The following is a 24,093-nucleotide window of genomic DNA, read 5'->3' as shown; positions in this document are numbered from 1 at the left end:
GAAAGGGCGCCCTTGGGAAAGGGTGCTCAGGCTTCCCCGGCCTCGCCGTCCGCGTCCTCCTCATCGAGGGCGACGAGGAAGACCGCGAACTCCTCCTCATCCTGGCCGTCGCCGCCCTCGCGGGCCTCGGCGAGGCCCTGCTGCCAGCGGCTTGCCTCCTCGGTGCCGGCGGCGCGCACCAGCAGCTCGGACTGGCCGTCCCAGAGCGGCTCGCCGCCGGCCTCGAATTCCTGCAGGTCGGGGCCGATCAGCGTGGCGACCAGCTCCTCGGCGGCTTCCGGGCTTTGCTCATGGAAGACGAGGACGGGCCGGCCGGCGACCTCGACGGTGAAGAGGGACATGGTGGCTCTCCTGTCCTGGGCGGGGAGGGTAGCGCCGGGCGGCGGCGGGGCCTTGGATGGACCGACGCCCTGGACACAATGTCATGGGCGCGACGCCATGGGACGGCGGCCCGGTGGCTCGAAAGCGCAGTAGCGGGGCTTGCCGCCGGGAGTTCCATGGCCGGCGCCAGGCTTCCGCCGGCGGAACGGATCGCCAACCTGCGGCGCCTTGGGGCGAAGCGGCAACAAGGCCAGGAGGCGCCGCGCATCGTCGGTTTCGGCGGCCGGGCAATCCGGTCTATCTCCTCCGCCATGTCCCGCCTGTTGCTCGCCCTCCTGCTGGTGCTGCTCGCCCCGCTCGCCCGGGCGGGGGAGAGCGCGCCCGTCCGCTCGCCGCAGGCAACCGCCAGCCTCGTCGCCGCCGCTGCCGCCGTGGCACCGGGGAAGGCGGTGGAACTCGGCCTTCGCCTGCGCCTCGCCCCGGGCTGGCATGGCTACTGGCGCAATCCCGGCGATGCCGGGGCGCCGCCGGAGATCCGGCTGCTCGCCCCCGAGGGCGCCGAGGCCGGCCCGATCCGCTGGCCGGCGCCGGAGCGCATCCCGACAGGCCCGCTGGTGAGCTTCGGCTATGAGGGCGAGGTGCTGCTGCCCTTCCGTGCCACGGTCCCGGCCGGGCTGGCACCGGGCGGGCGGCTCGCCGTCGAGGCGGAGGCGAGTTGGCTGGTCTGCGCCGAACTCTGCATCCCGGAGGAGGGGCGGTTCCGCCTCGAACTGCCGATCGAGGCCAGCCCGCGCGCCGATGCCCATCTCGCCCCGCTCTTCGCCGCGGCCGAGGCGGCGATGCCGCGTGCCTCTCCCTGGGCTGCCGGGGCGGCGCTGCAGGGGCGCGGCGGCAGCCTGACCCTGACCGGCGAGGCGCTCGGGCCGGACAGCGTGAAGGCCGCGACCTTCTTCCCGGCCGAGGGCGGTCTGCTCGACAATGCCGCGCCGCAGCCGCTCACTCTGAAACCCGGCCGCCTTACCCTTGGGCTGACCCGGCCCGAGGGCGCGCCGATGCCGGCGAGCCTCGAAGGCGTCCTGGTCCTGACCGATGCCGGCGGGCAGCGCTCGGCCTATGCCGTCTCGGCCCCGGTCGGCGCCGCGCCGGTCGCGGCGGCGGCGCTGCCGCTCGGCCGGGCGTTGCTCTCAGCTTTCCTCGGCGGGCTGATCCTGAACCTGATGCCCTGCGTCTTCCCGATCCTCGCCATGAAGGCGATGGCGCTGGCCCGCCTCTCCGGCGCGGCGCGGGCGGAGGTGCGGGCGCATGCCGCGAGCTACACGCTCGGCGTGCTGGCCAGCTTCCTGGCGTTGGCCGGGCTGCTGATCGGGCTGCGCGCCGCGGGCATCGCCGCCGGCTGGGGGTTCCAGTTCACCGCCCCGGCCTTCGTCGCCGCGCTCGCCTGGCTGATCTTCGCGGTCGGGCTCAACCTCTCGGGCGTCTACGCCATCGCCGGCCCGGTCGGCGCCGGCGGGGCGCTGGCCAGGCAGGGCGGCCATGCCGGCAGCTTCATGACCGGCGTGCTGGCGGTGCTCGTCGCCACCCCCTGCACCGCGCCTTTCATGGCGGCGGCGATCGGCACCGCCCTCGCCCTGCCGGCGCCGCAGACGCTAGCCGTCTTCGCCGCGCTCGGCCTCGGCCTGGCCGCGCCCTATGCGCTGCTCGGCCTCGTCCCCGGTCTCGCCGCGCTGCTGCCGCGACCGGGCGCCTGGATGGAGCGGCTGCGGCAGGGGCTGGCCTTCCCGATGTACGGTGCGGCGGCCTGGCTCGCCTGGGTGCTGGCGCAGCAGGCCGGGCCGGACGGGCTGGCGCTGCTGCTCGCCGGCGCGGTGCTGATCGGCTTCGCCGCCTGGGCGCTCGGCGCAGCGCAGCGCGGCGCCGGCCGCGGCCGCTGGGCGGGGCGGGCCCTCGCCGGCCTGGCGGCGCTCGGCGCCCTGGCGCTGCTGCCGGGCCTCACCACGGCGCCGCCGCCCGCCGCCGAGGCCGGGAGCGAGCCCTGGTCGGCCGCCCGGGTCGCGGCGTTGCAGGCCGAGGGACGGCCGGTCTTCGTCGACCTGACCGCCGCCTGGTGCATCACCTGCAAGGTCAACGAGCAACTCGTGCTGCGATCGGGCCCGGTGCAGGAGGCCTTCGCCGCGCGCCGCCTCGCCTATCTCAAGGGCGACTGGACCAATGGCGACGCCGCGATCGGCGCCCTGCTGCGCGCGCATGGGCGGGAGGGGGTGCCGCTCTACCTGCTCTATCCCGCGGGTGGCGGCGCGCCGGCGGTGCTGCCGCAGCTGCTGACCGAGGGCCTCGTGCTGCAGGCGCTGCGCGGCGCCGGCTGAGCGCGGCCGTCACCGGCCTGACGCGTCGGTGTCATTGCCGCATCCCCGACCGCGCGGTATCGCGGAGGGATCATGGATGCCGTGGCCGACGCCCCAGCCCCGATCGAGGCCCTGCGCCCCCGCCGCCTGCGGCGGCGCAAGCCGCTCCGCTTCCGCAACCGGTTGCCGGGAGGGCGCCTCTTCGACGTCTTCGCCGACCGGCCGCTCGGCGGCCGCGTCCGGGCGGCGCGGCGGCTGGCGCTGCTGACGCTCTGGACCCTGTTCTCCGTGCCGGTGCAGGCGGTGCTGCTGCTCCTGCCAGGCAAGGCGAAGATCCGCTTCGCGCTGCTCTACCACGCGGTGCTGTCACGGCTGATCGGGCTGCGCGTGCAGGTGATCGGCAGGCCCTGCCCGGACGGACCGGTGCTCTTCGTCTCCAACCACTCCTCCTGGCTCGACATCCCGGTGCTCGGCGGCGTGCTGCCGGCGGTCTTCGTGGCGAAATCGGAAGTCGGCACCTGGCCGGTGATCCGCACCATCGCGTATCTCGGCCGCACCGTCTTCGTCAGCCGCAGCCGTGGCACCACGGGGCGCGAGGCGCAGGCGATGCGCGACCACATGACGGGCGGCGGCAGCCTGATCCTGTTCCCCGAGGGCACCAGCAACGACGGCACGCGGGAGCTGCCCTTCCGCACCTCCTTCTTCGCCATCGCCGACGGGGCGCGGCAGGTCCAGCCGGTCTCGGTGGTCTATGACCGGCTCGGCGGCCTGCCGGCCTGCCGGCGCGACCGGCCGCTTTTCGCCTGGTATGGCGACATGGAGATCGCCAGCCATTTCTGGCAGCTCGCCCGGCGCAGCGGCGCCCGGGTGACGGTGGTGCTGCACGAGCCCTTCCCGCCGGGCCGCCTGCCCAACCGGAAGGCGCTGGCGGCGGAGACGCAACGGATCGTGCGCGAGGGCGCCGAGCGGCTGCGGCAGAACCGGCCGGTGGTGCCGATTGCGCCACCGGCGGCCCCGAACGGAGAGGCCAAGGGAGAGGCCGCCGGCCCATGAGCGAAACCATCGCTTGACCGCGGCGGCCCGCCTGGCCGAGGCTCGGGGCGTGAGACGATTCGCGCCGCCGCACCGGCCATCCCTCTCCCGGCAGACGCCGGGGCGACCGGACGCTTGACCCCGCGCCGCGCCTTGCGCATCTGCCCCGCGGATCCCGGCACCCTTCCTGCGCCGGGGCGGCGGAGTTTGTTCCCGGCATGACCACGACCACCCCCCGGAAGCGTCTCTTCATCCGGACCTGGGGCTGCCAGATGAATGTCTATGACAGCGCCCGGATGGCCGATGTCCTGGCGCCGCTCGGCTATGCCCCGACCGAGGTGCCGGAGGGGGCCGACATGGTCATCCTCAACACCTGCCATATCCGCGAGAAGGCGACGGAGAAGCTGTTCTCCGAGCTCGGCCGGCTGCGCGAGGCGAAGCAGGCCCGTCGCGCCGGCGGCGCCGACATGGTCCTCGCTGTCGCCGGCTGCGTCGCCCAGGCCGAGGGGGCCGAGATCACCGCCCGCGCCCCCTGGGTCGACATCGTGCTCGGGCCGCAGACCTATCACCGCCTGCCGGAGATGGTGGCGCGCGCCAGCCGCGCCGCGGGGGCGGTGATCGAGACCGACTTCCCGGCCGAGGACAAGTTCGACCACCTGCCGGACGCCGCCGCGCCTCAGGGGGTGACGGCCTTCCTCACGGTGCAGGAGGGCTGCGATAAATTCTGCGCCTTCTGCGTCGTGCCCTATACCCGCGGCGCCGAATTCTCCCGCCCCGTGGCGCAGGTGCTGGCCGAGGCGCGGCGGCTGGTCGCGGCCGGGGCGCGCGAGGTCACGCTGCTCGGGCAGAACGTCAACGCCTATCACGGCGAGGGGCCGGACGGCCGGGACTGGGGCCTCGGCCGGCTGCTGCGGGCGCTGGCGGAGATCCCCGGCCTGCTGCGGCTGCGCTACACCACCAGCCATCCACGCGATATGGACGACGCGCTGATCGAAGCGCATCGCGACCTGCCGCAGCTCATGCCCTTCCTGCACCTGCCGGTGCAGAGCGGCAGCGACCGGGTGCTGGCGGCGATGAACCGCGGCCACACCGCGGCGGATTTCCTGCGCATCGTCGACCGGTTGCGGGCGGCGCGGCCGGACCTCGCCCTCTCCTCCGACTTCATCGCCGGCCATCCGGGCGAGACGCCGGCGGATTTCGAGCGGACGCTCGACCTCGTCCGCCGCGTCGGCTTCGCCCAGGCCTTCAGCTTCAAATATTCGGCGCGGCCTGGAACGCCGGCCGCCGGCGCGCCATCTCAGCTGGCGGAGCCAGAAAAGGATGCGCGGTTGCAGGCCTTGCAGGCGCTGCTGAGGGATCAGCAGGACGCGTTCAACCGCTCGCGCGTCGGTCTGACCTTCCCCGTGCTCTTCACCGGCCCCGGCCGCCATCCCGGCCAGGTTGCCGGGCGTACCCCCTGGCTGCAGCCCCTGCACCTGACCGGACCGCTCGCGCTCATCGGCCGCGAGGCGCCCGTGACGGTGCTGGCCGCGCATCCCAATTCGCTCTCCGGCCTGCTGGCGGCCGGGGCGGCGTCCAGCCCTGTCCAGCCCGAAGAGGAGCCTGCGCCCGCTTGACCACCGCCGCCATCGCCCTCCGGCCCGGGGAAAGGGGCGCGCCGCCGCGCCCGCTTCCCTCCACCCCCGAACAGCGCAGCGTCCTGCTGCAATTCGACGACAACGCTCTGCTCCCCCTGCTCTACGGGGAACACGACCGCCACCTGGCGCGGATCGAGCAGCGGCTCGGGGTACGGCTTGGCTCCCGTGGCAACCGGCTGACCATCGCCGGGCCGCCGGAGCGGACGGAGGTGGCCGAGGCCGCGCTGCGGGCGCTCTGGCGACGGCTGGAGCAGGGGCAGGGGGTGTCGGTGGCGGATGTCGAGGCGGCGCTGCGCATGGCCGAGGGCGAGGCGGAGAACGATCCGCGCCTGCCGTTGCAGGACATCCCGCAGATCCGCACCCGCAAGGCCGCCATCGCGCCGCGCAGCCCTGCCCAGGCGGCCTATATCGACCTGCTGGCGCGGCACGAGATGGTCTTCGGCGTCGGCCCGGCCGGCACCGGCAAGACCTATCTCGCCGTGGCGCAGGGCGTGGCGCTGCTGCAGGCGGGGCGGGTCGACCGCATTGTCCTCTCCCGCCCGGCGGTGGAGGCGGGCGAGCGGCTCGGCTTCCTGCCCGGCGACATGAAGGAAAAGGTGGACCCCTATCTCCGTCCCCTCTATGACGCGCTGCACGACATGTTGCCGGCGGAACAGGTGGTCCGCCGCATCGCGTCCGGGGAGATCGAGATCGCGCCGCTCGCCTTCATGCGCGGGCGCACGCTGGCGCATTGCTTCGCGATCCTCGACGAGGCGCAGAACACCACGCCGGCGCAGATGAAGATGTTCCTCACCCGCATGGGCGAGGGAACGCGTATGGTGATCACCGGCGATCCGACCCAGGTCGATCTGCCGGGCGGTCAGCGGAGCGGGCTGGCCGAGGCGCTGCGCATCCTGGACGGGGTGCAGGGCATCGGCACCGCCCGCTTCGACGAGCGGGACGTCGTGCGCCACCCGCTGGTGGCGCGGATCGTCGCGGCCTATGGCCGCGAAGACGCCGCCGCTCAGGGGCGGACCGAGGGCCAGGGGGCGGAGTCGCCAGGCCGTCGGGGGAAGAAGGATCAGGATGGAACCGGGAAGTAGACGACCCGGCCCGGCGGGGGAGATCTCCCTCGCCGATGCCGGGTTCATGCAGGACGACGAAGACCCCCACCCGGCCTTGCCCCACTCGGCGCTGGCGGTGGAGGTCGTGCTGGCCGAGCCGGCTTGGCGGCGCCTGGTGCCGCGGGCCGAGACCCTCGCCCGACGGGCCGTGGCCGCGGCGCTGCGGGAGACCGGGGCGGCGGGCAGCGTCAGCGTCCTGCTCGCCGATGACCGCGCGCTGAAGCGCCTGAACGGCGAGCATCGCGGCAAGGACAAGCCCACCAACGTGCTGAGCTTCCCGGGCCTCGGCCCGCATCTCGGTGACATCGCCCTCGCCTTCGGCGTGGTCCGGCGGGAGGCGCGGGCGGCCGGCCGGCGCCCGGAGGCGCATTTCGCGCATCTGGTGGCGCATGGCGCGCTGCACCTCGTCGGCCATGACCATCTCGCCGCCGGCGAGGCCCGCCGCATGGAGCGGGCCGAGGCGCGTGCCATGTACCGGCTGCGGCTGCCCAATCCCTGGCGTCCCGATGGCGGGCGCGAGGTGATGGCATGAGCCTGACCAATGGCGAGGCCCGCGAGCACCAGCACCGCCAGGGCCTGCTCTGGCGGTTGCAGGGGCTGCTGCGCAAGCGCGAGGCCGAGAGCGTCCGCGACCGCATGGAGGAGCTCATCGAGGAGCGCGAGGAATCGCGCCGCGAGGGCAAGGACCATGCCGAGCGCGACGCGTTCAGCGCGCAGGAGCGCGCCCTGCTCGGCAACGTGCTCAAGCTGCGCGACAAGACGGCCGACGACGTCATGGTGCCGCGCGCCGACATCATGGCCATGCCGGAGGATTTCACGCTCGAGCAGGCGATCCGCCTGATCCAGCGCGACGGCCACAGCCGCTACCCGGTCTATCGCGGCCAGCTCGACGAGATCGTCGGCATGGTCCACATCAAGGACGTCTTCGCCGCGGTGGGGCGGGAGGGGGCCTTCGACCTCAAGGCCATCCTGCGCAAGCCGCTCTTCACCGTGCCGTCGGTGCCGGTGCTCGACCTGCTGCTGCAGATGCGCATGGCGCGCATCCACATGGCGCTGGTGGTGGACGAGTATGGCGGCATCGACGGGCTGGTGACGATCGAGGACCTGGTCGAGACCATCACCGGCGACATCTCCGACGAGCATGACGAGGATGCCTCGCCGCAGATGGTCGAGAAGCCGGACGGCACCGTCGAGGTGGATGCCCGGATGCCGGTCGCGGCCTTCGAGCAGAAATTCGGCCCGCTGCTGACCGAGGAGGAGCGGGCGGCCGATATCGACACGGTGGGCGGCCTGGTCTTCACCCTCGCCGGGCGGGTCCCGGCCAGGGGGGAGCTGGTCTCGCATTCCTCCGGGCTGGAATTCCGCGTGCTGGAGGCCGATCCGCGACGCATCCGCCGGGTGCGCGTGCGCCGCCCCGGGGCGCAGCCGACGCGGCAGGCGGCGGAGTAGCGCCCGGGGGAGGGTAGCCCCAGGACGAGCAGCGCGGGGAACGATTTCCCGCCTGCGCGCTTCACCGTCCAGGCGAGGAGCGAGGGTGCATGGCGTTCAAGGGCAAGCCGCCCGGCAGCGGATCCGGCGAGATGTCGCGGCGCACCCAGGCGCTGCGGCCCGATATCGCCCTCGACCCGCGCGAGGCCGCCAAGGCGCGGGCGCTCCGCCGCCAGGGCGAGTCGCCCGCCGCCATCGCCGCCCGCTTCGGTGTCCCGATCGAGGAGGTGGAGAAGGCGCTGGTGCAGATGCGTAGCCGCCGGCCGGAGAGCACGCGCGGCACGCTGAACGTCACCCTCGCCGCGCATCGCTTCGTCCTGGCCGAGCGGCAGGGCGACGAGCCGCTCTGGCAGACCATGGACCGGCTGGTGGACGAGCTGATCCGGCTCCGCCAGGAGGCGGCGAACCGGCCGGCGACGAACCGCCCCGTGGCGGCGCGGTCGCGACGGGAGGCGCGGCGGCCGGATGACCTGCTGCCCGGCCTGCTGCCCGACCCGCTCTCCCACTGACCGCGCCGATGGCCCGCTGCGCCGCATTGCCGAACCTGCCGGGTTTCGCCGCCGCCAAAGTTGGAGTGTTTCTGACGAAAACTTGAACCGTTATGGTCGCATTCGTTATAGGTCGCCAGGATCAGGGCCGAGGCGACAGATAGTAGCCATGGAGACATTCCCCGCGGTCGGCGCCCATCCCGCTCCGCAGCCGGCCCGCGACGTAGCCCTGCCGGAGGGCGACCTGACATCCTGCCGCGTCATGGCGGATATCCTCGACAGCCTCGATATCGGCCTCTGCCTGTTCGACGCCCAGGACCGGACGCTGCTCTGGAACCGGACCTTCCTGCGGCTCTTCCCCGAGCATGCCGGGCATGTCGCGGTCGGCGAGCCCTATGCGGCGAATCTGCGGCGCTTCTACGCCGTCCGGCTGCGGCCGGAGGAGCTCGGCACGATGGGGCAGTGCGTGGCCGAGGGGATCGCCCGTCACCGCACCCAGACCCAGCCCTATGTCTTCGAGCATCGCGGGCAATGGGTGCGTGTCGCCTCGCAGCCGGTGCCAGGCATCGGCCGCCTGCGGATCTGGACGCCGATCGCCCCGCCCGCCGAGGCCGCGGCACCCGCGGCGCCCGATCCGACCGACCACGTGCTGCGCGAGGTCATGCCCTTCACCGCCGAGGACGGGGATGGCGTCACGGTGCTCGGCGTGGATGGGCGGATCAGCGTGGCGAATGGCCGCTTCGCCCGCCTCTTCGGCCTGACCAGCCCGGGGGAGGCGGTCGGCAAGACCCATGCCGCGCTCTATGCCGAGGCCTGGCGGCGCCTGCCGGAGGCGGCGGAGATCGCGGCCGCCGCCCTGCAGACCCTGGCCGAGGGCGAGCGCTTCACCGGTGCCCCCTTCGAGCTGCCCCTGCCGGGCGGTGCCTGGCTGCGCGTGCTGCAGCAGCGGATGCTCGACGGCACGGTGGTCAGCACCTTCGCCGATATCTCCGCCATGAAGACCCTGCAGCGGCAACTCAACGACGCCCGCGAAGCGGCGGAGCTGGCGAACCGCGCCAAGGACGGCTTCCTGGCGACGGTGAGCCACGAGTTGCGGACGCCCATGAACGGCATCCTCGGCATGCTGGACCTGCTCGACGACGGCAGGCTGGGCCTGGACCAAGCGGAGCGGCTGCAGCTCGCCCGCCACTCGGCCGAGGCGCTGCTCGGCCTGCTCAACGACATCCTCACCTTCTCGCGGCTCGAGGCCGGGCATGTCGCGGCCGAACGGCTGCCGGTCAACCTGCCGCGGATCGTCGAGGCGGTGGTCGGGCTGATGCGCTCGCGGGCGGCACAGAAGGACCTGACGCTCGCCTGGCACATCGACCCGCGGATCCCCGCGGCGGTGCTCTGCGACGCTGCCAACCTGCGCCAGATCCTGCTGAACCTGGTCGGGAACGCGATCAAGTTCACCGATTGCGGCAGCGTCAGCGTCAGCCTCCGCTGCCAGGAGACCCTCCCGCACTCCCATATGCGGCTGGAATTCCTGGTCGAGGATACCGGCATCGGCATCCCGGCCTCGGTGCTCGACGCCATCTTCGAACCCTTCGTGCAGGCCGATAGCGGCACCGCCCGGCGCTTCGGCGGCACCGGCCTCGGCCTCGCCATCTGCCGCCGGCTGGTCCGGGCCATGGGCGGCGAGATCACCGTCGCCAGCACCGAGGGGCAGGGAAGCTGCTTCCGCTTCAGCCTCACCTGCGAGGTGGTGGTAAGCGCCGCCGCCCCGGCTCCTGCTGCGCCGGGCACCGAGGGGTGTGCCCTGCCGCCGCTGCATGTGCTCGTGGTGGACGACCACCCGATCAACCGTGAGATCGCCAGGCTGCATCTCGAGCATCTGGGCATGAGCGTGGTCACCGCCGCGGGAGGCGAGGAGGCCGTCGCCGCCTGCGCGGACCGCTTCGACGTGATCCTCATGGATCTCGAGATGCCGCGCATGGACGGCTTCGCCGCGGTGGCTGCCATCCGGGCCGGCGGCGGTCCCAGCGCCGGGGCGCCGATCGTCGCCCTCACCGCGCATGCGGGCGAGGTGCATCGCACTCGGTGCCGCGAGGCCGGCATGCAGGCCTTCCTGGCCAAGCCGATCCGCGCCGAGCAGCTCAAGGACACGATCGCCACGGTGACCCGTGGGTCGCGCGCGGCGCCGGCGCCGGCTGCGCCCCCGGCCGTGGCGCCCGCCGCCGCCGAGCTTCTCGACCAGGAGCGGGTGGTCTCGCTCTGCACGCATATCCCGCCCGAGACTTGGCAGCGGCTGCTGGCCGAGTTCGAGGCGGAATGCCCGGGAGGCCATGGTCACGCTCCGCAGCGCCGCCGAGCAGGGCCGGGACCACCGGCTCACCGCGCATGGGCTGAAGGGCACGGCCTGGAATTTCGGCGCCCGGCGGCTCGGCGACCTGGCCGCCAGCCTGGAGGGGGCGAGCAGCGGGCAGCTCGGCAGCCGTCTCGGCGAGCTGGCTACGACGCTCGAAACCACCCTCGCGGCCCTGCGGGCGGAAAGCCAGGCCCTGGCCGTGCAGCCGGGGTGACCGAGGGACCGGCAGTGGGCGGACGGGGCGCGCTGGACCATGATCCGCTCACACAGGGTCGCGGATCATGGTCCAGGCCGTTGCTTGATCGCGTGAGGCACGCTTTTCGGTGAGTCCACCTCAAGCGATCACGCTCCAGGCCGAGCGGACGCATGCCCCGCCCGGGCGTTATGGGGCCATGCCCCGCACCCTGCCCGCTGCCGCCGACCCGCTGCGCCCCGCCGTCCCGGACCGGCCGGACAAGGATCCCTTCGACATCGACCTGGTCTTCCGCCTGCTGCGCGAGGCAACCGCAGGCTTGCCGAAGGCGGCGATGTTCGAGTTGCGGGACCGGGGCCACGGGACGCCCTTCGAGCAGCTCGTCGCCGCGCTGATCTCGGCCCGGACCCGCGACGAGACCACCACCCCCGTCTGCCTCCGTCTCTTCGCCCGCGCCCGCACGCCGGAGGCGATGGCGGCGGTCCCCGAGCCGGAGCTGGTCGAGTTGCTCGCCGGCGCAACCTTCCCCGAGCCCAAAGCCCGCGACATCCTCGCCTTGTCCCGCCGGATCGCCGAGGCGGGCGCGGTGCCGGACACGATGGAGGGGCTGCAGGCGCTGCGCGGCGTCGGACCGAAGATCGCGGCGCTGACGCTCGGGGTCGGCTTCGGCCGGCCGGCCATCTCGGTCGACATCCATGTCCACCGGATCGTGAACCGCTGGGGCTATGTAGCGACGACGACGCCGGAACGGACCATGCAGGCGCTCGCGGCCCTCCTGCCGCAACGCTACTGGATCGAGATCAATGAGCGGCTGGTGCCCTTCGGCAAGGCCATCTGCACCGGCATGCGGCCGCGCTGCGGCACCTGCCTCCTGCTGCGGCAATGCCGCCAGGTGGGGGTGACGCGCCCCGGCTGAGGCATCCCATCGCCGCCGCTGCCGTTGAGAGGGCAGGTGCGACGGAGGGAGGGCGATGCCGCATTTCACGGAAGACTGGTTCAGCGGCCATATCCCCTACTGGGAGAAGCTGTTCTTCGAGGAACTCGGCTGGCGGCCGGACGAGGCGCGCCACGTGGTCGAGATCGGCAGCTTCGAGGGACGCTCCACCCTCTGGTTCCTCGCCAACCTGCTGCGCCACCCGGCGAGCCGCGTCACCTGCATCGACACCTTCGCCGGCGGCGCCGAGCACGACGCGGCGCAGACGACCGGGCTGTTCGAGCGGTTCCAGGCCAATCTCGCCGCCTCGGGCGAGGCTGTGAAAGCGGAGGTGCTGCGCACCGACTCCGCCAGCGGCCTGCTGCGGCTGCTCGGGCGCGGCGGGCCGGGGCCGGCACTGATCTATATCGACGGCTCGCACGAGGCGGCGGATGTGCTGACCGACCTCGTCCTGGCCTTCCGCCTGGCGCCCGAGGGCGGCGTGATCCTCTGCGACGACTATCTCTGGCCGCATCCGGACGTGCTGCGCAGCCCGAAGCTGGCGATCGACGCCTTCACCAACATCCATCGCAACCGGATCGACATCCTGGACGGGCCGCACCGGGTGCAGCTCGCCTTCCGCAAGCGGGCGGGATGACACCAACGGACCGGTCGCCTGACCGGCCCGAGGCCCGAACGAGGCCCGCGCTCAGTAGCGCGACGCCAAGCAAACCGGAGGTTTGCGCCCGGCATATGAGGGCCATCGGCACGAGGCGCCGCGCGGCCATGGTCGTTGCGCCGGGCATGGTTTAAGATCGGCCCCTGGCAGAACGGGGCAGAGTCCCCGGCGTCCAGGGAACCCCAGCCATGACCCTCTCGATCCACCCCGCCAATCCCGCCCGACCGGATTTCGTCGGCGAGGTGGCGGGCATCGACATCCGCCGCAACGTCACCCCGGCCGAGGCGGTGGCGATCGAGGCGGCGATGGACCAGTACGGCGTGCTGGTCTTCCGCGACCAGGATATCGACGACGCGCAGCAGATCGCCTTCTCGCGGCATTTCGGCCCGCTGGAACTGGCGACCGGCGACCTCGTGCAGGGCGAGCAGCGTCGCCTCTCGATGGAGGTGAACGACATCTCCAACCTGCAGCGCGACGGCAGCGTCATGGCGCGGGACGACCGCAAGCGGCTGTTCAGCCTCGGCAACATGCTCTGGCACAGCGACAGCAGCTTCAAGGCGACGCCGGCCAAGTACTCCCTGCTCTCGGCCCGCGTCATCCCGGGCGCCGGCGGCAATACCGAGTTCGCCGACATGCGCGCCGCCTGGGATGCGCTCGACGCTGAGACCAAGGCCCTGGTGCGCGACCTGATCACCGAGCACAGCCAGATCTATTCGCGCGGCATCCTCGGCTTCACCGACTTCACCGAGGCGGAGCGGGCGAAATGGGCGCCGGTGCCGCAGCGCCTGGTGCGGCGGCATCCGCGCACGGGGCGGCTCTCGCTCTTCCTCTCCTCGCATGCCGGGGCGATCCAGGGCTGGCCGGTGCCCGAGGCGCGCGCCCTGCTGCGCGACCTGACCGAGCATGCGACGCAGCGGGAGTTCGTGCATGCGCATGTCTGGCGGCCGCATGACCTGGTGATGTGGGACAACCGCGTCACCATGCACCGCGCCCGGCGCTACGATGCCAGCCAGGTCCGCGACCTGCACCGCACCACCGTCGCCGACATGGCCCCGACGCTGGAGCAGGCGGCTTAGTTTCAACGGCCCTCAGACGCCGGGCGCAGACCTCCGGTCTGCTTGGGCCTTCGCGGCGTCGCGTCGTCAGGCGCGCTTCGCGGCGCGACCAGCGGGCCGCGTCCGGGGCCCCGGACTGGTCAAAGGACCGGTCCGCACATGATGCGGCCGGATAGGATGCGCCCGGCCCCTACTCGTCCCGCCGCGGCCGGGAGAGCAGCCGCTCCACCGCCGCCGCCAGGGTCAGCCGCTCCGCCAGCAGCGCCGCCACCGCCTCGCAGACCGGCAGCTCGACGCCGGCCGCCGCCGCCCGGGCGATGATCGCCGGGGCGGTGGCGACCCCCTCCGTCACCCCGGCCCGCTCGGCCAGCACCTCGGCGAGGCGCCGGCCGCGGCCAAGGGCCATGCCGAGCGAGGTGTTGCGGCTCGCCGGGCCGGTCGCGGTCAGCAGCAGGTCGCCGAGGCCGGACAGCCCCGCTGCCGTCTCCGCCCGGCCGCCCAGCGCCACGGCGAGGCGCGAGAGTTCCGCCAGGCCGCGCGTCACCAGCGCCGCCCGGGCATTCTCGCCGAGGCCGGCGCCGATCACCGCCCCGGCGGCGATGGCGATCACGTTCTTCGCCGCGCCGCCGACCTGCACGCCGATCGGGTCGTCGGAGCCGTAGAGCCGGAAGCCGGGCGTTGCCAGCAGATCGCCCAGGCGGTCCCGCAGCGCCGGCGCGGCGCTGGCGATCACCGCCGCGGCGGGCAGGCCGGCCGCGACCTCATGCGCGAAGTTGGGCCCCGACAGCACGGCCGCGGCCTGGCCCGGCCGCGCCGCCGCCACCACCTCGAGCGGCAGGCGGAGGCTGCCCTGCTCGACGCCCTTGGCCGCCAGCAGCAGCGGCGGCAGGGTGGGCGGCAGGCCGGCGAGCACGGCGCGCAGATGCTGCGCCGGCACGGCGAGGATCGCCGCCGCCGCCCCGTCGAGCGCCGCCGCGGCCTCGGCGGTGACCGCGACGCCCGGCGGCAGCGCGATGCCGGGCAGGTAGCGGGCATTCTCCCGCGCCGCCGCGATTGCCGCCGCCCGGCCGGGGTCGCGTGCCCAAAGGGCGGCCGCGTGGCCCGCCGCGGCGGCCTGGATGGCGAGCGCCGTGCCCCAGGCGCCGGCGCCGAGGACGGCGAGCTTCGGCATCCTATTCCTCCGCGATGCGGGTCACCGCCCAGCCTTGGCCCTGTTCTTGGCCCGGCTCGCCCTCGCCCAGCCGCTCCAGCAGGGCGGCGAGGATGGCGCCGGCTTCCGCCTCGAAGCGCCAGGGCGGGTTGGCGACCAGCAGGCCGCAGCCGTTCAGCCGCTGCGGATCGGTCGGCTCGCGCAGCCAGAGCTCAGCGGCGACGAGGTCGCGCAGCCCGGCCTCGCGCAGCGCGGTATGGAAGGCGCGGACCGGGGCGCGGTGCTTGATCGGATACCAGCAGGCCTGGATGCCGGCACGGAAGCGATGCGCGACCAGGGCGATGCCCTGCGCCAGCCGGGCGAACTCCCCCTCCTGCTCGAAGGGCGGATCGACCAGGACGAGGCCGCGCCGCTCGGGGAAGGGGGTGAGCGCCTTCAGCGCCTCCCAGCCGTCGCGGTGGTGCACCGCCACCTGCCGGTCGGCGCGGAAGGCGGCGCGGAGCGCGGCATGGTCCTCAGGGTGCAGCTCGCAGGCCATCAGCCGGTCCCCGGGCCGCAGCAGGGCGCGGATCAGGGCGGGCGAGCCGGGATAGGCGCCGGGCGCCCCGGCGGCGCGGACCAGCCCCACATAGTCAGCGAGCGGCCCGGCCTCGACATCGAGCAGCCGGCCGATCCCCCGGCGCCACTCGCCGGTGCGCTCGGCCTCGCTCGCCGCGAGGTCGTAGCACCCGGTCCCGGCATGGGTGTCGAGCACGGCGAAGGGCTTGTCCTTCGCCGCCAGGGCGCGCAGCAGCCAGACCAGCAGCGCGTGCTTCAGGCAATCGGCGAAATTGCCGGCATGGAAGGCGTGGCGGTAATTCATGGCGGGCGGCCTCAGCCGCCCCGACGGATGACCGCGCCGTTCCGCGCCTCGCCCGGCAGGCAGAGGGCGGCGATCTCGGGCGCCACATCGGCGGGCTGCGGCAGCGTCGCCTGGTCCTCGCCCGGCATCGCCACCATGCGCAGCCGGGTGGCGACCGCGCCGGGATCGTAGAGGTTCACCCGCAGCGGGGTATTGGCCACCTCGGCCGCCCAGCTCCGCGCCAGATGCTCCTGCCCCGCCTTGCCGAAGCCGTAGAGGCCCCAGTAGGCGCGCGGCTCGGCGACGAGCCCGTCGGTGAGGAAGACGGCGCGGCCGGCCGGGGCGGCGCGCAGCGGCGGGTCGCAGCTGCGGATCAGCCGCCAGGCGGCCGAGAGGTTCACCGCCACCGCCTCCTGCCAGTCGCGCGGCATGATGTGCGCGGTCGGCGTCAGCTTGGCGAGCAGCGCCGCGGCATGCACCAGGATGTCGAGCCGGCCGAAGCGCTGGGCGATGGAGGGGCCGACCATGTCGAGCTTCTCGCCGTCCCGGATCAGGTCGAGCGGGAAGAGCGTCGCCTGGCCGCCGAGGCCGCGGATGGCGTCGTCCACCTCCTCCAGCGCGCCCTGGGTGCGGGCGGTGAGCACGCAATGCGCGCCGAGCCGGGCAAGCTCGACCGCCACCGCCGCGCCGAGGCCGCGCGAGGCGCCGGTGACCAGGGCGACGCTGCCCGCGAGCGGCCGGTCCATCATCCCGCCTGCAGCAGCGAGAGCTGCCGGTCGTTGTTGTCCTGCGCGTCGGTGAGGGCGATGGCGTAGTCGCCGGTGAAGCAGGCGTCGCAGTAGCTCGGCGTCTCCGGGTTGCGGCCCGGCCGGCCGAGGGCGCGGTAGAGCCCGTCGAGGGAGATGAAGGCGAGGCTGTCGACGCCGATGATGCGCGCCATCTCCTCGAGGTCGTGCTTGGCGGCCAGCAGCTTGCCGCGCTCGGGCGTGTCGATGCCGTAGAAGCAGCTATGCGTCGTCGGCGGCGAGGAGATGCGCATATGCACCTCGGTGGCGCCGGCCTGGCGGACCATCTCGACGATCTTGCGGCTGGTGGTGCCGCGGACGATGGAATCGTCCACCAGGATCACCCGCCGCCCCTCCAGCATCGGCCGGTTGGCGCTGTGCTTCAGCTTCACCCCGAGATTGCGGATCTGGTCCGTGGGCTCGATGAAGGTGCGGCCGACATAGTGGTTGCGGATGATGCCGAGCTCGAAGGGGATGCCGCTCTCGATCGAGTAGCCCATGGCCGCCGGCACGCCGCTGTCGGGCACCGGCACCACCACATCCGCCGGCACGCCGCTCTCCCGCGCCAGCTCGGCGCCGATGCGCTTGCGGGTGTCGTAGACCGGGGTGCCCTCCACCACCGAATCCGGCCGGGCGAAGTAGATGTACTCGAAGATGCAGAACCGCTCCGGATGCTTGCCGAAGGGCTTGATGCTGTGCACGCCCTGGGTGTCGATGACGATGATCTCGCCCGGGTCGATGTCGCGCACGAACTCGGCGCCGACGATGTCGAGGGCGCAGGTCTCGGAGGAGAGCACCCAGGACGGGGCGGCCCCGCCCTCGCCGCCCAGCCGGCCGAGCACCAGCGGCCGCACGCCGAGCGGGTCGCGGGCGCCGATCAGCGCGCCGTTGTGCAGCGCCACCAGGCTGTAGGCCCCCTGCACCTGGCGCAGCGCGTCGATCAGCCGGTCCACCACGGTGGAGTAGAGGCTGATGGCGATGAGGTGGATGAAGACCTCGCTGTCCGTGGTGCTCTGGAACAGGCAGCCGCGGCTGACCAGGCTGCGGCGCAGCCCGAGGGCGTTGGTCAGGTTGCCGTTATGGGCGACGGCGAAGCCGCCGAAGGCGAAGTCGGCATAGAGCGGCTGGACGTTGCGCAGCGCCGTCTCGCCGGTGGTCGCGTAGCGGTTGTGGCCGACCGCGGCGCGGCCGCGGAGCTGGGCCATCACCTTGGCGTCGGAGAAGATGTCGCCGACCAGGCCCTGGCCCTTATGGGCATGGAAGATGCCGCCCTCGTCCAGGGCGACGATGCCGGCCGCCTCCTGCCCCCGGTGCTGCAGGGCGTGCAGGCCGAGCGCGGTCAGCGCCGCGGCATCGGCCGCGTTCCAGACGCCGAAGACGCCGCATTCCTCGTGGAACTTGTCCTCGTCGGAGGACCAGGGGCGGGTGGACAGGTCGGTCATGGGGTCCTCACGTCCGGTTCCGCGCCGGCGGTCGCATCAACTCGTCCTGGGTCGGCGCCCGGCGGTCCGGCGGGAAGGCGACGCGGGGCCGGTATTCCGCCGGCAGCCGCGCCACCAGCCATTGCGCGCCCTCGATGACCAGCGGCAGCGACCGGGCCTCCCGGACCGCCTCCGGCCAGCGATCGGTCGCCGGCAGGACCATGCCGCCGAGGATATAGGCGAGGATCACGAGGAAAGCACCCCGCACCAGGCCGAAGACCAGGCCGAGCGCGCGGTCGGTGCCGCCCAGCATGGAATCCTGCACGGTGCGGGCGACGAAGCTGATGATGATCTTGAGGATGATCAGCACGACCAGGAAGACGCCGCCCGCGGCCAGCGCATCGGCCAGCCAGGGCGGCTCGACCGTGCCCTGCAGCAGCGGCGCCGTCACCGGGCGCAGGACCAGCGCCAGGGCCGCGGCGCCGATCCAGGCGCCGACGCCGAGCACTTCCTGCACCAATCCTCGCAAATAGGCGAGCAACGCCGAGACGGCGAGCACCGCCAGCACCACACCGTCGACCCAGGTCATCGTGTCAGCGATATAGCGGCGTGCCCGCCATGGTGTCCACGCGCGGCGGCGGGGGCTGGCCCCGGCCGACGGCATGGCTGCGCCGCCAGGGCGGCGGGACGCGCCGGCGAACGTCGAAGCGGTCTTGTGGCGAGGCCTCAGCCGGGCCGCAGCCCGGCCCGGTCGGCCGCCTCCCGGGTCCAGGTCCCCTCCTGGCGGAGGAAGGCGGCGAAGCCGGCGGGGGAGGCCTCGGCCGGCGCCGCCATCTCGCTGCCCATCTCCGCGAAGCGCTGCCGGATGCCGGGATCGGCGACGGCGGCGGCGGCGGCGCGGGCCAGCGTCTCCAGCACCGCCGGCGGCGTTCCCGTGGGCGCCACCAGGCCGAGATAGGCGGCGGCGCGGAAGCCCGGCAGCCCTGCCTCCTCGAAGCTCGGCACCTCCGGCACCACCGGCAGCCGCCCGGCCGAGCCAGTGGCGAGGATGCGCACCGCGCCCTCCCGGTGCAGCGGCAGGGCGGTCGAGATCTCGGTCATGCCGGATTTGATGGTGCCGGCGATGAGGTCGGGCGCCATGGCGCCGCCGCTGCCATAGGGCACGTGCTGCAGGCCGGCGCCGGTCGCCGCGTTGAAGCTGGCGATGGCGAGATGCGAGGTGCTGCCGGTGCCGGAGGAGCCGCAGCTCACCGTGCCCGGCGCCGCCCGGCCGAGGGCGATCAGCTCGGCCAGGGTCCGCGCCGGCAGGCTGGGATGCACGGCGAGCACGTTCGGCGTCCGCACCAGCAGGCCGATCGGCGTGAAGTCGCGCCCGGGATCGTAGCCGAGATTGGCCTGGATCACCGGGTTGACGGTGAGCGGGCCGTTGGAGCCGAGCAGGATCGCGTAGCCGTCCGGCCGGGCGCGGGCGAATTGCGTGGCGGCGACGTTGCCGGCGGCGCCGGCCCGGTTCTCCACCACCACCGGCTGGCCGAGCCGCTCCGCCAGCAGCGGCGCGACGACGCGGGCGACGGTGTCGGAATTGCCGCCGGGCGCGAAGGGGACGATCAACCGGACCGGGCGGTCCGGGAAGCCGGCCTGCGCCTGCGCCCTATCGGCAAGGGCGAGCCAGGGAAGCACAAGCCCGGGCAGGGCGAGCAGGGCGCGGCGGGCGGGGATCATGGCGCTTCCTCGGCAGGTCGTTGCGGCGAGGATGGCCGTGGAGCGGGGGCGGGAACAATCCCCCCGAACAATCCCCCGTGGGCCTCACGCCTCGGCCTTGGCCTTCGCCGCGGGGCCGCGCTCCCGCGCCGGCGGCCGGCGCTCCGCCTTGGCCGCGAAGGGCGCCACCAGATCGGCGATATGGCCGATCTCGGCGAGCTGCAGCCCGTCGAGGGCGATCGGCGCCCGGCCGCCGCGGGCGAGGCGGCGCGGCAGCACCGCCCCGGCGAAGCCGAGCTTCTGCGCCTCGCGCAGCCGCGCCTCGGCCTGCGCCACCTGGCGGATCTCGCCCGAGAGGCCGACCTCGCCGAAATAGACGGTGCCGGGATCGGTCGGCCGGTCGGTGGCGGCCGAGACCAGCGCCGCGGCGACGGCGAGATCGGCCGCCGGCTCGGCGATGCGCAGGCCCCCGGCGATGTTGAGATAGACGTCGTTCATGCCGAGGGTCATGCCGCAGCGCGCCTCGAGCACCGCCATCAGCATGGCCAGCCGCCCGGCATCCCAGCCGACGACCTGCCGCCGCGGGCTGCCGCCGGCCGAGGGGGCGAGCAGCGCCTGCACCTCGACCAGCACCGGGCGCGTGCCCTCGATGCCGGCGAAGACCGCCGAGCCGGCGACGTTGCCGCGCCGCTCGGCCAGGAACAGGGCCGAGGGGTTCGGCACCTCGACCAGCCCGCGCTCGGTCATCTCGAAGACGCCGATCTCGTCCGTCGCGCCGAAGCGGTTCTTCACCGCCCGCAGGATGCGGAACTGGTGGCCGCGATCGCCCTCGAAGTAGAGCGTGGCGTCGACCATGTGCTCCAGCACCCGCGGGCCGGCGAGCATCCCCTCCTTCGTCACATGCCCGACCAGCACCAGGGCGAAGCCGCGGCTCTTGGCGAGGCGGATCAGCTCGGCGGCGCAGGCGCGCACCTGCGCGACCGTGCCCGGCGCGGAATCGAGCGCGTCCAGCCACAACGTCTGGATGGAATCAATGACGACGAGGGCCGCCTCGTCCTCATCCTCCAGGCTGGCGGCGATGTCGCGCAGCGCCGTCGCCGCGGCCAGCGCCAGCGGCGCGCCCTCCAGCCCGAGCCGCAGCGCCCGCAGCCGCACCTGCGCCACCGCCTCCTCGCCGCTGATGTAGAGGGCGCGCCGGCCGCTGCCGGCGATGCGCGCCGCCGCCTGCAGCAGGATGGTGGACTTGCCGATGCCGGGATCGCCGCCGACCAGCACCGCCGAGGCCGGGACCAGGCCGCCGCCGAGCACCCGGTCGAGCTCGGCGAGGCCGGTCGGGATGCGCGGCGGCGGCGCCGTTTCCCCCTCCAGCCCGACGAAGGCGACGCGCTTGCCGCCGCCGGCGCGGGCCGCCGGACCGGGGCCGCGCGCCACGGGCGCGGCTTCCTCCTGGAGGGTGTTCCACTCGCCGCAGGCATCGCAGCGGCCCTGCCATTTCGGGAAGACGGCGCCGCAGGCCTGGCAGACGAAGCGGTTGCGGTCCTTGGCCAAGCGGGCGGTCCCTTTCCTGGGTCAATGGCCGGGGGTGGCGGCTGGCACGAAACGTGAACGCGCAGCATAGCCCCGCCGCGCCGCCGCGTCACCCGATTCACCTCGCCCACCCTGGACCGGCCGGCCGGGCGGACCCACACTGGCCGCATGCAAACGCATTTCCCCTTCGGCCTGACGGTCTGCGGCATCGAGGAGCTGGGCGGCCATTGCGAGACGGGGGTGAGCCATGTGCTCTCCATCCTCGACCCCGACTGGCCGGTGCCGGAGGCCTTCGGCCAGTTCGGCGAGCATGCCAAGCTCGAGCTCCGCTTCCACGACGTCATCGAGCCGGCGGCGGGCATCGTCCCGCCGGGCGAGGCGGATGTGCGGGCGATCCTCGCCTTCGGCCGCGACCTCGAGGCGGAAGCCGCCTCGCGCCTGCTGGTGCATTGCCATGCCGGCATCTCGCGCTCGACCGCGGCAATGGCGCTGATGCTGGCGCAGGCGCGCCCGGCGCTATCGGCCGAGACCATCCTGCAAGGCATCCTCGGCATCCGCGAGAAGGCCTGGCCGAATCTCCGCATCCTCGAGATCGGCGATGCGATGCTGGGGCGGGAGGGCACGCTGCCGGCGGCGGCGGCGGCGCTCTACCGGCACCAGCTCGCCATCCGCCCGCATCTCGCCGACGTCATGCGCAATGCCGGCCGCGGGCGGGAGGTGGATGCCGCGGAGGCGGACGGGGGGTGACCGCGGCGCCCACTCACCAGCGATAGGCGAGGGTGGCGTAGACAGCCCGGCCGACGCCGTAGCTGCAGGAGGTCGCGTAGCAGGCGGCGAAGTAGTTCTCGTCGCCGAGGTTGGTGCCGGTCACGGTCAGCCGCCACTGCCGGTAATCCGCCCGCAGCATGGCGTCGAAGAGCGTGTAGGACGGCGCGTGGAAGATCGGGCTGGTCGCGGTCGGCGCGTTGTTCGCCATGATGTTGCCGACATAGCGGAGGCCGGCGCCGAAGCCGAGGGTCAGCTCGTCGGTCACCTTGTAGCTGTAGTCGCCCCAGAGCGAGGCCATGTGGTTCGGCACGGTGGCCAGCCGCCGGCCAAGGTTGTTGGTGGTGCTCTTGGTCACCTCGGTATCCTGCGCCGTGAAGGCGCCGATGACGCTGAGCCCATCGGTCAGCGCGACGCGCGCCTCCAGCTCCAGCCCGCGCGACCGCGCCTCGCCGGTCTGGATCGAATATTGCGGAAAGAGCAGGTCGGTGGTGGTGACGTTCTGCTGCGTCAGCTCGAAGAGCGCGGCGGTGAACAGGCTCTCCGTGCCGGGCGGCTGGTACTTCACGCCGACCTCGATCTGGTCGCCGGTGGTTGGCTTGAAGGTGCCGCCGCCGCGCTGCGGCGCCATGGTGCCGAGCGTCGGCAGGAAGGAGGTGGCGTAGCTGACATAGGGCGAGACGCCGATCGGCGAGGCGTAGAGCAGCGCCACGCGGCCGGTGAAGGCGCTGTCGTTCTGGGTGCTGGAGGCCTGGCTGAGCTTGTTCTGCGTATCGACGCTGGCCCAGTCCTGCCGCCCGGTCAGCGTCAGGATCCAGTTGTCCCAGCGGATCTGGTCCTGCAGGTAGAGGCCGAGCTGGTTCTGCACCTGGTTGTTGAGCGTGGTGCTGGTGGAGCCGAGCGGCAGGGCCGGGATGTAGCCATAGACCGGCGCATAGACGTCGAGCCGCGTCGCCGCCGCCGCCCAGGTCCGGTTGGCGACGCGCTGCCAGCGATAGTCGAGGCCGAGCAGCGCCGTGTGCTGCAGCGGCCCGGTGCCGAAGCGCGCCTCGGCCTGGTTGTCGAGCGTTAGGGACTGGGAGATCGGCACCTGGTAGGAGGCGACGCGGCTGACCGTGCGCCACTGGTTCGCCGGGCTGAGGCCGCTCGCATAGATCGACTTGTAGTCGAGATCGACATAGGTGTAGCGCAGGTTCTGCCGCAGGGTGACGGCCTCGGTCAGCCGGTGCTCGAGCTGGTAGCCGAGGCCGAGCTGGGTCTTGCGATAGGTGTCCCAGCCCGGCTCGCCGGTGATGCGGCCGCGCGGGATGGTGCCGTTCGGGTTGTAGAGGGCGGTGCCCTGCGGCGGCAGCCACTGGCCGGTGACGCCGTTGTCGTCGTGCAGGTAGCTCGCCTGCAGGACCAACGAGGTGTCCTTGCTCGGCTGCCAGCGCAGCGAGGGCGCGACGTAGATGCGGTCGTCTCTGGTGGCGTCGAATTCGGTGCCGGCGCTGCGCACCAGCCCGACCATGCGCCAGAGCAGCCCGTCGCCGCTGCCGAGCCGGCCGCCGACATCCCACATGCCCTGGATGCGGCCGAAGCTGCCGCCCTGCAACGCGGCCTGGTTGATCTGGCCAAGATAGGGCGTCTTGCTGACGGCGTTGACGATGCCGCCGAGATTAGCCTGGCCGTAGAGCGCCGAGCTGGTGCCGCGCAGCAGCTCGATCCGCTCCATGCCCCAGGGCTCGATGCGGAAGCTCTGCGCCGTGACCGGCGCCGGCACCCGCATGCCGTCGAGATAGACATCGGCCGGGAAGCCGCGGACGGTGAAGTACTCGCCGCGATAATCGGTGCCGCTGACGAAGGCCCCGGGGGAGTAGCGCAGCGCCTCGTTGATCGAGCCGATGTTCAGCGCCTCGATCTGGTCGCTGGTGACGACCGAGATGGATTGCGGCGTCTCGATCAGCGGCGTGTCGGTCTTGGTGCCCGTCGCGCTGCGCTGCGCGACATAGCCCTGCACCGGCCCGCGCGCCGTCTCGGCCGGGCGGCCCTCGATCGAGAGCGTGGGCAGGGTGATCGCATCGCCGGGCGCGGCGCCCGCGCCGCTCCCCAGCCCCGTTCCTTGCGCGAGTGCTGCCTGCGGCGCGGCAAGGAGGCCGGTGAGGAGCAGCCAAGCGGCGCGGGGCAGCGAGGCGGGGGCGGCGCGCCCGGACGTATCGACCATCAATCGGTTCCGAACCATGACGGTTCGCGTGTTAATGAAAATGATAGTGAGTCGCAATACGGCCTTTAGCTCACGACTCCGTTATGCGGTGACGGGGGTGGC

General features: G+C 73.2%; 21 protein-coding genes and 1 pseudogene. 13 read left to right on the top strand and 9 right to left on the bottom strand.

Annotation, left to right across the window (positions count from 1 at the left end):
* Positions 1 to 26: 26 nt before the first annotated feature.
* Positions 27 to 341, bottom strand: a complete 315-nt coding sequence (locus HJG45_RS20775; RefSeq protein WP_171614638.1) for a hypothetical protein — start codon at positions 339 to 341, stop codon at positions 27 to 29.
* A gap of 291 nt (positions 342 to 632) precedes the next feature.
* On the opposite strand from HJG45_RS20775, the gene HJG45_RS20770 reads away from it, so the two are divergent.
* The 12 genes and pseudogenes from HJG45_RS20770 (at position 633) to HJG45_RS20720 (ending at position 13,619) form a co-directional block, all read left to right on the top strand.
* The gene (locus HJG45_RS20770) at positions 633 to 2,684 is read left to right on the top strand and encodes a protein-disulfide reductase DsbD (RefSeq protein ID WP_171614636.1); all 2,052 of its coding nucleotides are present in this window, start codon (positions 633 to 635) and stop codon (positions 2,682 to 2,684) included.
* 72 nt (positions 2,685 to 2,756) lie between these two features.
* Positions 2,757 to 3,716: a 1-acyl-sn-glycerol-3-phosphate acyltransferase gene (locus HJG45_RS20765; protein WP_171614634.1), complete on the top strand. Its 960-nt coding sequence runs from the start codon at positions 2,757 to 2,759 to the stop codon at positions 3,714 to 3,716.
* Between the two features lie 197 nt (positions 3,717 to 3,913).
* Positions 3,914 to 5,311, top strand: a complete 1,398-nt coding sequence (gene miaB / locus HJG45_RS20760; RefSeq protein WP_171614632.1) for a tRNA (N6-isopentenyl adenosine(37)-C2)-methylthiotransferase MiaB — start codon at positions 3,914 to 3,916, stop codon at positions 5,309 to 5,311.
* Positions 5,308 to 6,414, top strand: coding sequence for a PhoH family protein (locus HJG45_RS20755; RefSeq protein WP_171614630.1), 1,107 nt, complete (start codon positions 5,308 to 5,310; stop codon positions 6,412 to 6,414). The genes miaB and HJG45_RS20755 overlap by 4 nt, the downstream gene beginning before the upstream one ends.
* 46 nt (positions 6,415 to 6,460) lie before the next feature.
* A complete protein-coding gene (gene ybeY / locus HJG45_RS20750; protein WP_254452680.1) occupies positions 6,461 to 6,967 on the top strand; it encodes an rRNA maturation RNase YbeY in 507 nt (168 codons plus the stop codon).
* Positions 6,964 to 7,884 carry a hemolysin family protein gene (locus HJG45_RS20745; RefSeq protein WP_171614620.1) on the top strand — a complete coding sequence of 307 codons (921 nt, stop codon included), beginning with the start codon at positions 6,964 to 6,966 and terminating at the stop codon, positions 7,882 to 7,884. Before ybeY ends, HJG45_RS20745 begins: the two co-directional genes overlap by 4 nt.
* An 89-nt stretch (positions 7,885 to 7,973) precedes the next feature.
* Positions 7,974 to 8,432: a hypothetical protein gene (locus HJG45_RS20740; protein ID WP_171614618.1), complete on the top strand. Its 459-nt coding sequence runs from the start codon at positions 7,974 to 7,976 to the stop codon at positions 8,430 to 8,432.
* Positions 8,389 to 10,548: pseudogene (locus HJG45_RS20735) on the top strand (ATP-binding protein); the annotation flags it as partial. The gene HJG45_RS20740 and the pseudogene HJG45_RS20735, both read left to right, overlap by 44 nt.
* A 187-nt stretch (positions 10,549 to 10,735) precedes the next feature.
* A complete protein-coding gene (locus HJG45_RS29495; protein WP_368040649.1) occupies positions 10,736 to 10,972 on the top strand; it encodes an Hpt domain-containing protein in 237 nt (78 codons plus the stop codon).
* A gap of 178 nt (positions 10,973 to 11,150) precedes the next feature.
* Positions 11,151 to 11,867, top strand: coding sequence for an endonuclease III (gene nth, locus HJG45_RS20730; protein ID WP_171614614.1), 717 nt, complete (start codon positions 11,151 to 11,153; stop codon positions 11,865 to 11,867).
* 55 nt (positions 11,868 to 11,922) lie between these two features.
* A complete protein-coding gene (locus tag HJG45_RS20725; protein ID WP_171614613.1) occupies positions 11,923 to 12,522 on the top strand; it encodes a class I SAM-dependent methyltransferase in 600 nt (199 codons plus the stop codon).
* Positions 12,523 to 12,731: 209 nt separating this feature from the next.
* On the top strand, positions 12,732 to 13,619 hold the full coding sequence (locus tag HJG45_RS20720) for a TauD/TfdA family dioxygenase (RefSeq protein WP_171614611.1): 888 nt from the start codon (positions 12,732 to 12,734) through the stop codon (positions 13,617 to 13,619).
* Between the two features lie 169 nt (positions 13,620 to 13,788).
* Here the strand turns inward: HJG45_RS20720 and HJG45_RS20715 are convergent, their stop codons facing one another.
* The 7 genes from HJG45_RS20715 to radA form a co-directional block, all read right to left on the bottom strand.
* Positions 13,789 to 14,769, bottom strand: a complete 981-nt coding sequence (locus HJG45_RS20715) for an NAD(P)H-dependent glycerol-3-phosphate dehydrogenase (protein WP_171614608.1) — start codon at positions 14,767 to 14,769, stop codon at positions 13,789 to 13,791.
* A gap of 1 nt (position 14,770) precedes the next feature.
* Positions 14,771 to 15,610, bottom strand: a complete 840-nt coding sequence (locus HJG45_RS20710; protein ID WP_171614606.1) for a 23S rRNA (adenine(2030)-N(6))-methyltransferase RlmJ — start codon at positions 15,608 to 15,610, stop codon at positions 14,771 to 14,773.
* Between the two features lie 11 nt (positions 15,611 to 15,621).
* Positions 15,622 to 16,338, bottom strand: coding sequence for an SDR family NAD(P)-dependent oxidoreductase (locus HJG45_RS20705; RefSeq protein WP_171614604.1), 717 nt, complete (start codon positions 16,336 to 16,338; stop codon positions 15,622 to 15,624).
* The gene (gene purF, locus HJG45_RS20700) at positions 16,335 to 17,816 is read right to left on the bottom strand and encodes an amidophosphoribosyltransferase (protein WP_171614602.1); all 1,482 of its coding nucleotides are present in this window, start codon (positions 17,814 to 17,816) and stop codon (positions 16,335 to 16,337) included. Before purF ends, HJG45_RS20705 begins: the two co-directional genes overlap by 4 nt.
* A gap of 7 nt (positions 17,817 to 17,823) precedes the next feature.
* Complete coding sequence (locus HJG45_RS20695) at positions 17,824 to 18,384, bottom strand: CvpA family protein (RefSeq protein ID WP_171614600.1); 561 nt, start codon at positions 18,382 to 18,384, stop codon at positions 17,824 to 17,826.
* A gap of 137 nt (positions 18,385 to 18,521) precedes the next feature.
* Positions 18,522 to 19,517 carry a tripartite tricarboxylate transporter substrate binding protein gene (locus HJG45_RS20690; protein WP_171614598.1) on the bottom strand — a complete coding sequence of 332 codons (996 nt, stop codon included), beginning with the start codon at positions 19,515 to 19,517 and terminating at the stop codon, positions 18,522 to 18,524.
* Between the two features lie 84 nt (positions 19,518 to 19,601).
* Positions 19,602 to 21,044, bottom strand: coding sequence for a DNA repair protein RadA (gene radA / locus HJG45_RS20685; RefSeq protein WP_171614596.1), 1,443 nt, complete (start codon positions 21,042 to 21,044; stop codon positions 19,602 to 19,604).
* 147 nt (positions 21,045 to 21,191) lie between these two features.
* On the opposite strand from radA, the gene HJG45_RS20680 reads away from it, so the two are divergent.
* Complete coding sequence (locus HJG45_RS20680; protein ID WP_171614594.1) at positions 21,192 to 21,770, top strand: tyrosine phosphatase family protein; 579 nt, start codon at positions 21,192 to 21,194, stop codon at positions 21,768 to 21,770.
* Between the two features lie 13 nt (positions 21,771 to 21,783).
* On the opposite strand, the gene HJG45_RS20675 is transcribed toward HJG45_RS20680, so the two are convergent.
* Positions 21,784 to 23,991, bottom strand: a complete 2,208-nt coding sequence (locus HJG45_RS20675) for a TonB-dependent siderophore receptor (RefSeq protein WP_171614592.1) — start codon at positions 23,989 to 23,991, stop codon at positions 21,784 to 21,786.
* Positions 23,992 to 24,093: the final 102 nt, after the last annotated feature.

Source organism: Roseicella sp. DB1501, from assembly GCF_013112485.1.
Taxonomy (GTDB): Bacteria; Pseudomonadota; Alphaproteobacteria; order Acetobacterales; family Acetobacteraceae; genus Paracraurococcus.
Note: the sequence above shows the minus strand (reverse complement) of the source record. Positions and strands in the feature narration are given on the sequence as shown.

Bases quoted from the DNA above. Each gene is read 5' to 3' on its own strand.
- HJG45_RS20720 (WP_171614611.1), top strand. From the start codon at position 12,732: ATGACCCTCTCGATCCACCCCGCCAATCCCGCCCGACCGGATTTCGTC.
- HJG45_RS29495 (WP_368040649.1), top strand. From the start codon at position 10,736: ATGGTCACGCTCCGCAGCGCCGCCGAGCAGGGCCGGGACCACCGGCTC.
- HJG45_RS20770 (WP_171614636.1), top strand. From the start codon at position 633: ATGTCCCGCCTGTTGCTCGCCCTCCTGCTGGTGCTGCTCGCCCCGCTC.
- nth (WP_171614614.1), top strand. From the start codon at position 11,151: ATGCCCCGCACCCTGCCCGCTGCCGCCGACCCGCTGCGCCCCGCCGTC.
- HJG45_RS20775 (WP_171614638.1), bottom strand. From the start codon at position 341: ATGTCCCTCTTCACCGTCGAGGTCGCCGGCCGGCCCGTCCTCGTCTTC.
- HJG45_RS20740 (WP_171614618.1), top strand. From the start codon at position 7,974: ATGGCGTTCAAGGGCAAGCCGCCCGGCAGCGGATCCGGCGAGATGTCG.
- HJG45_RS20705 (WP_171614604.1), bottom strand. From the start codon at position 16,338: ATGATGGACCGGCCGCTCGCGGGCAGCGTCGCCCTGGTCACCGGCGCC.
- HJG45_RS20675 (WP_171614592.1), bottom strand. From the start codon at position 23,991: ATGGTCGATACGTCCGGGCGCGCCGCCCCCGCCTCGCTGCCCCGCGCC.
- HJG45_RS20710 (WP_171614606.1), bottom strand. From the start codon at position 15,610: ATGAATTACCGCCACGCCTTCCATGCCGGCAATTTCGCCGATTGCCTG.
- HJG45_RS20745 (WP_171614620.1), top strand. From the start codon at position 6,964: ATGAGCCTGACCAATGGCGAGGCCCGCGAGCACCAGCACCGCCAGGGC.
- HJG45_RS20765 (WP_171614634.1), top strand. From the start codon at position 2,757: ATGGATGCCGTGGCCGACGCCCCAGCCCCGATCGAGGCCCTGCGCCCC.
- HJG45_RS20690 (WP_171614598.1), bottom strand. From the start codon at position 19,517: ATGATCCCCGCCCGCCGCGCCCTGCTCGCCCTGCCCGGGCTTGTGCTT.
- HJG45_RS20715 (WP_171614608.1), bottom strand. From the start codon at position 14,769: ATGCCGAAGCTCGCCGTCCTCGGCGCCGGCGCCTGGGGCACGGCGCTC.
- HJG45_RS20725 (WP_171614613.1), top strand. From the start codon at position 11,923: ATGCCGCATTTCACGGAAGACTGGTTCAGCGGCCATATCCCCTACTGG.
- HJG45_RS20680 (WP_171614594.1), top strand. From the start codon at position 21,192: ATGCAAACGCATTTCCCCTTCGGCCTGACGGTCTGCGGCATCGAGGAG.
- miaB (WP_171614632.1), top strand. From the start codon at position 3,914: ATGACCACGACCACCCCCCGGAAGCGTCTCTTCATCCGGACCTGGGGC.
- ybeY (WP_254452680.1), top strand. From the start codon at position 6,461: ATGCAGGACGACGAAGACCCCCACCCGGCCTTGCCCCACTCGGCGCTG.
- HJG45_RS20695 (WP_171614600.1), bottom strand. From the start codon at position 18,384: ATGACCTGGGTCGACGGTGTGGTGCTGGCGGTGCTCGCCGTCTCGGCG.
- purF (WP_171614602.1), bottom strand. From the start codon at position 17,816: ATGACCGACCTGTCCACCCGCCCCTGGTCCTCCGACGAGGACAAGTTC.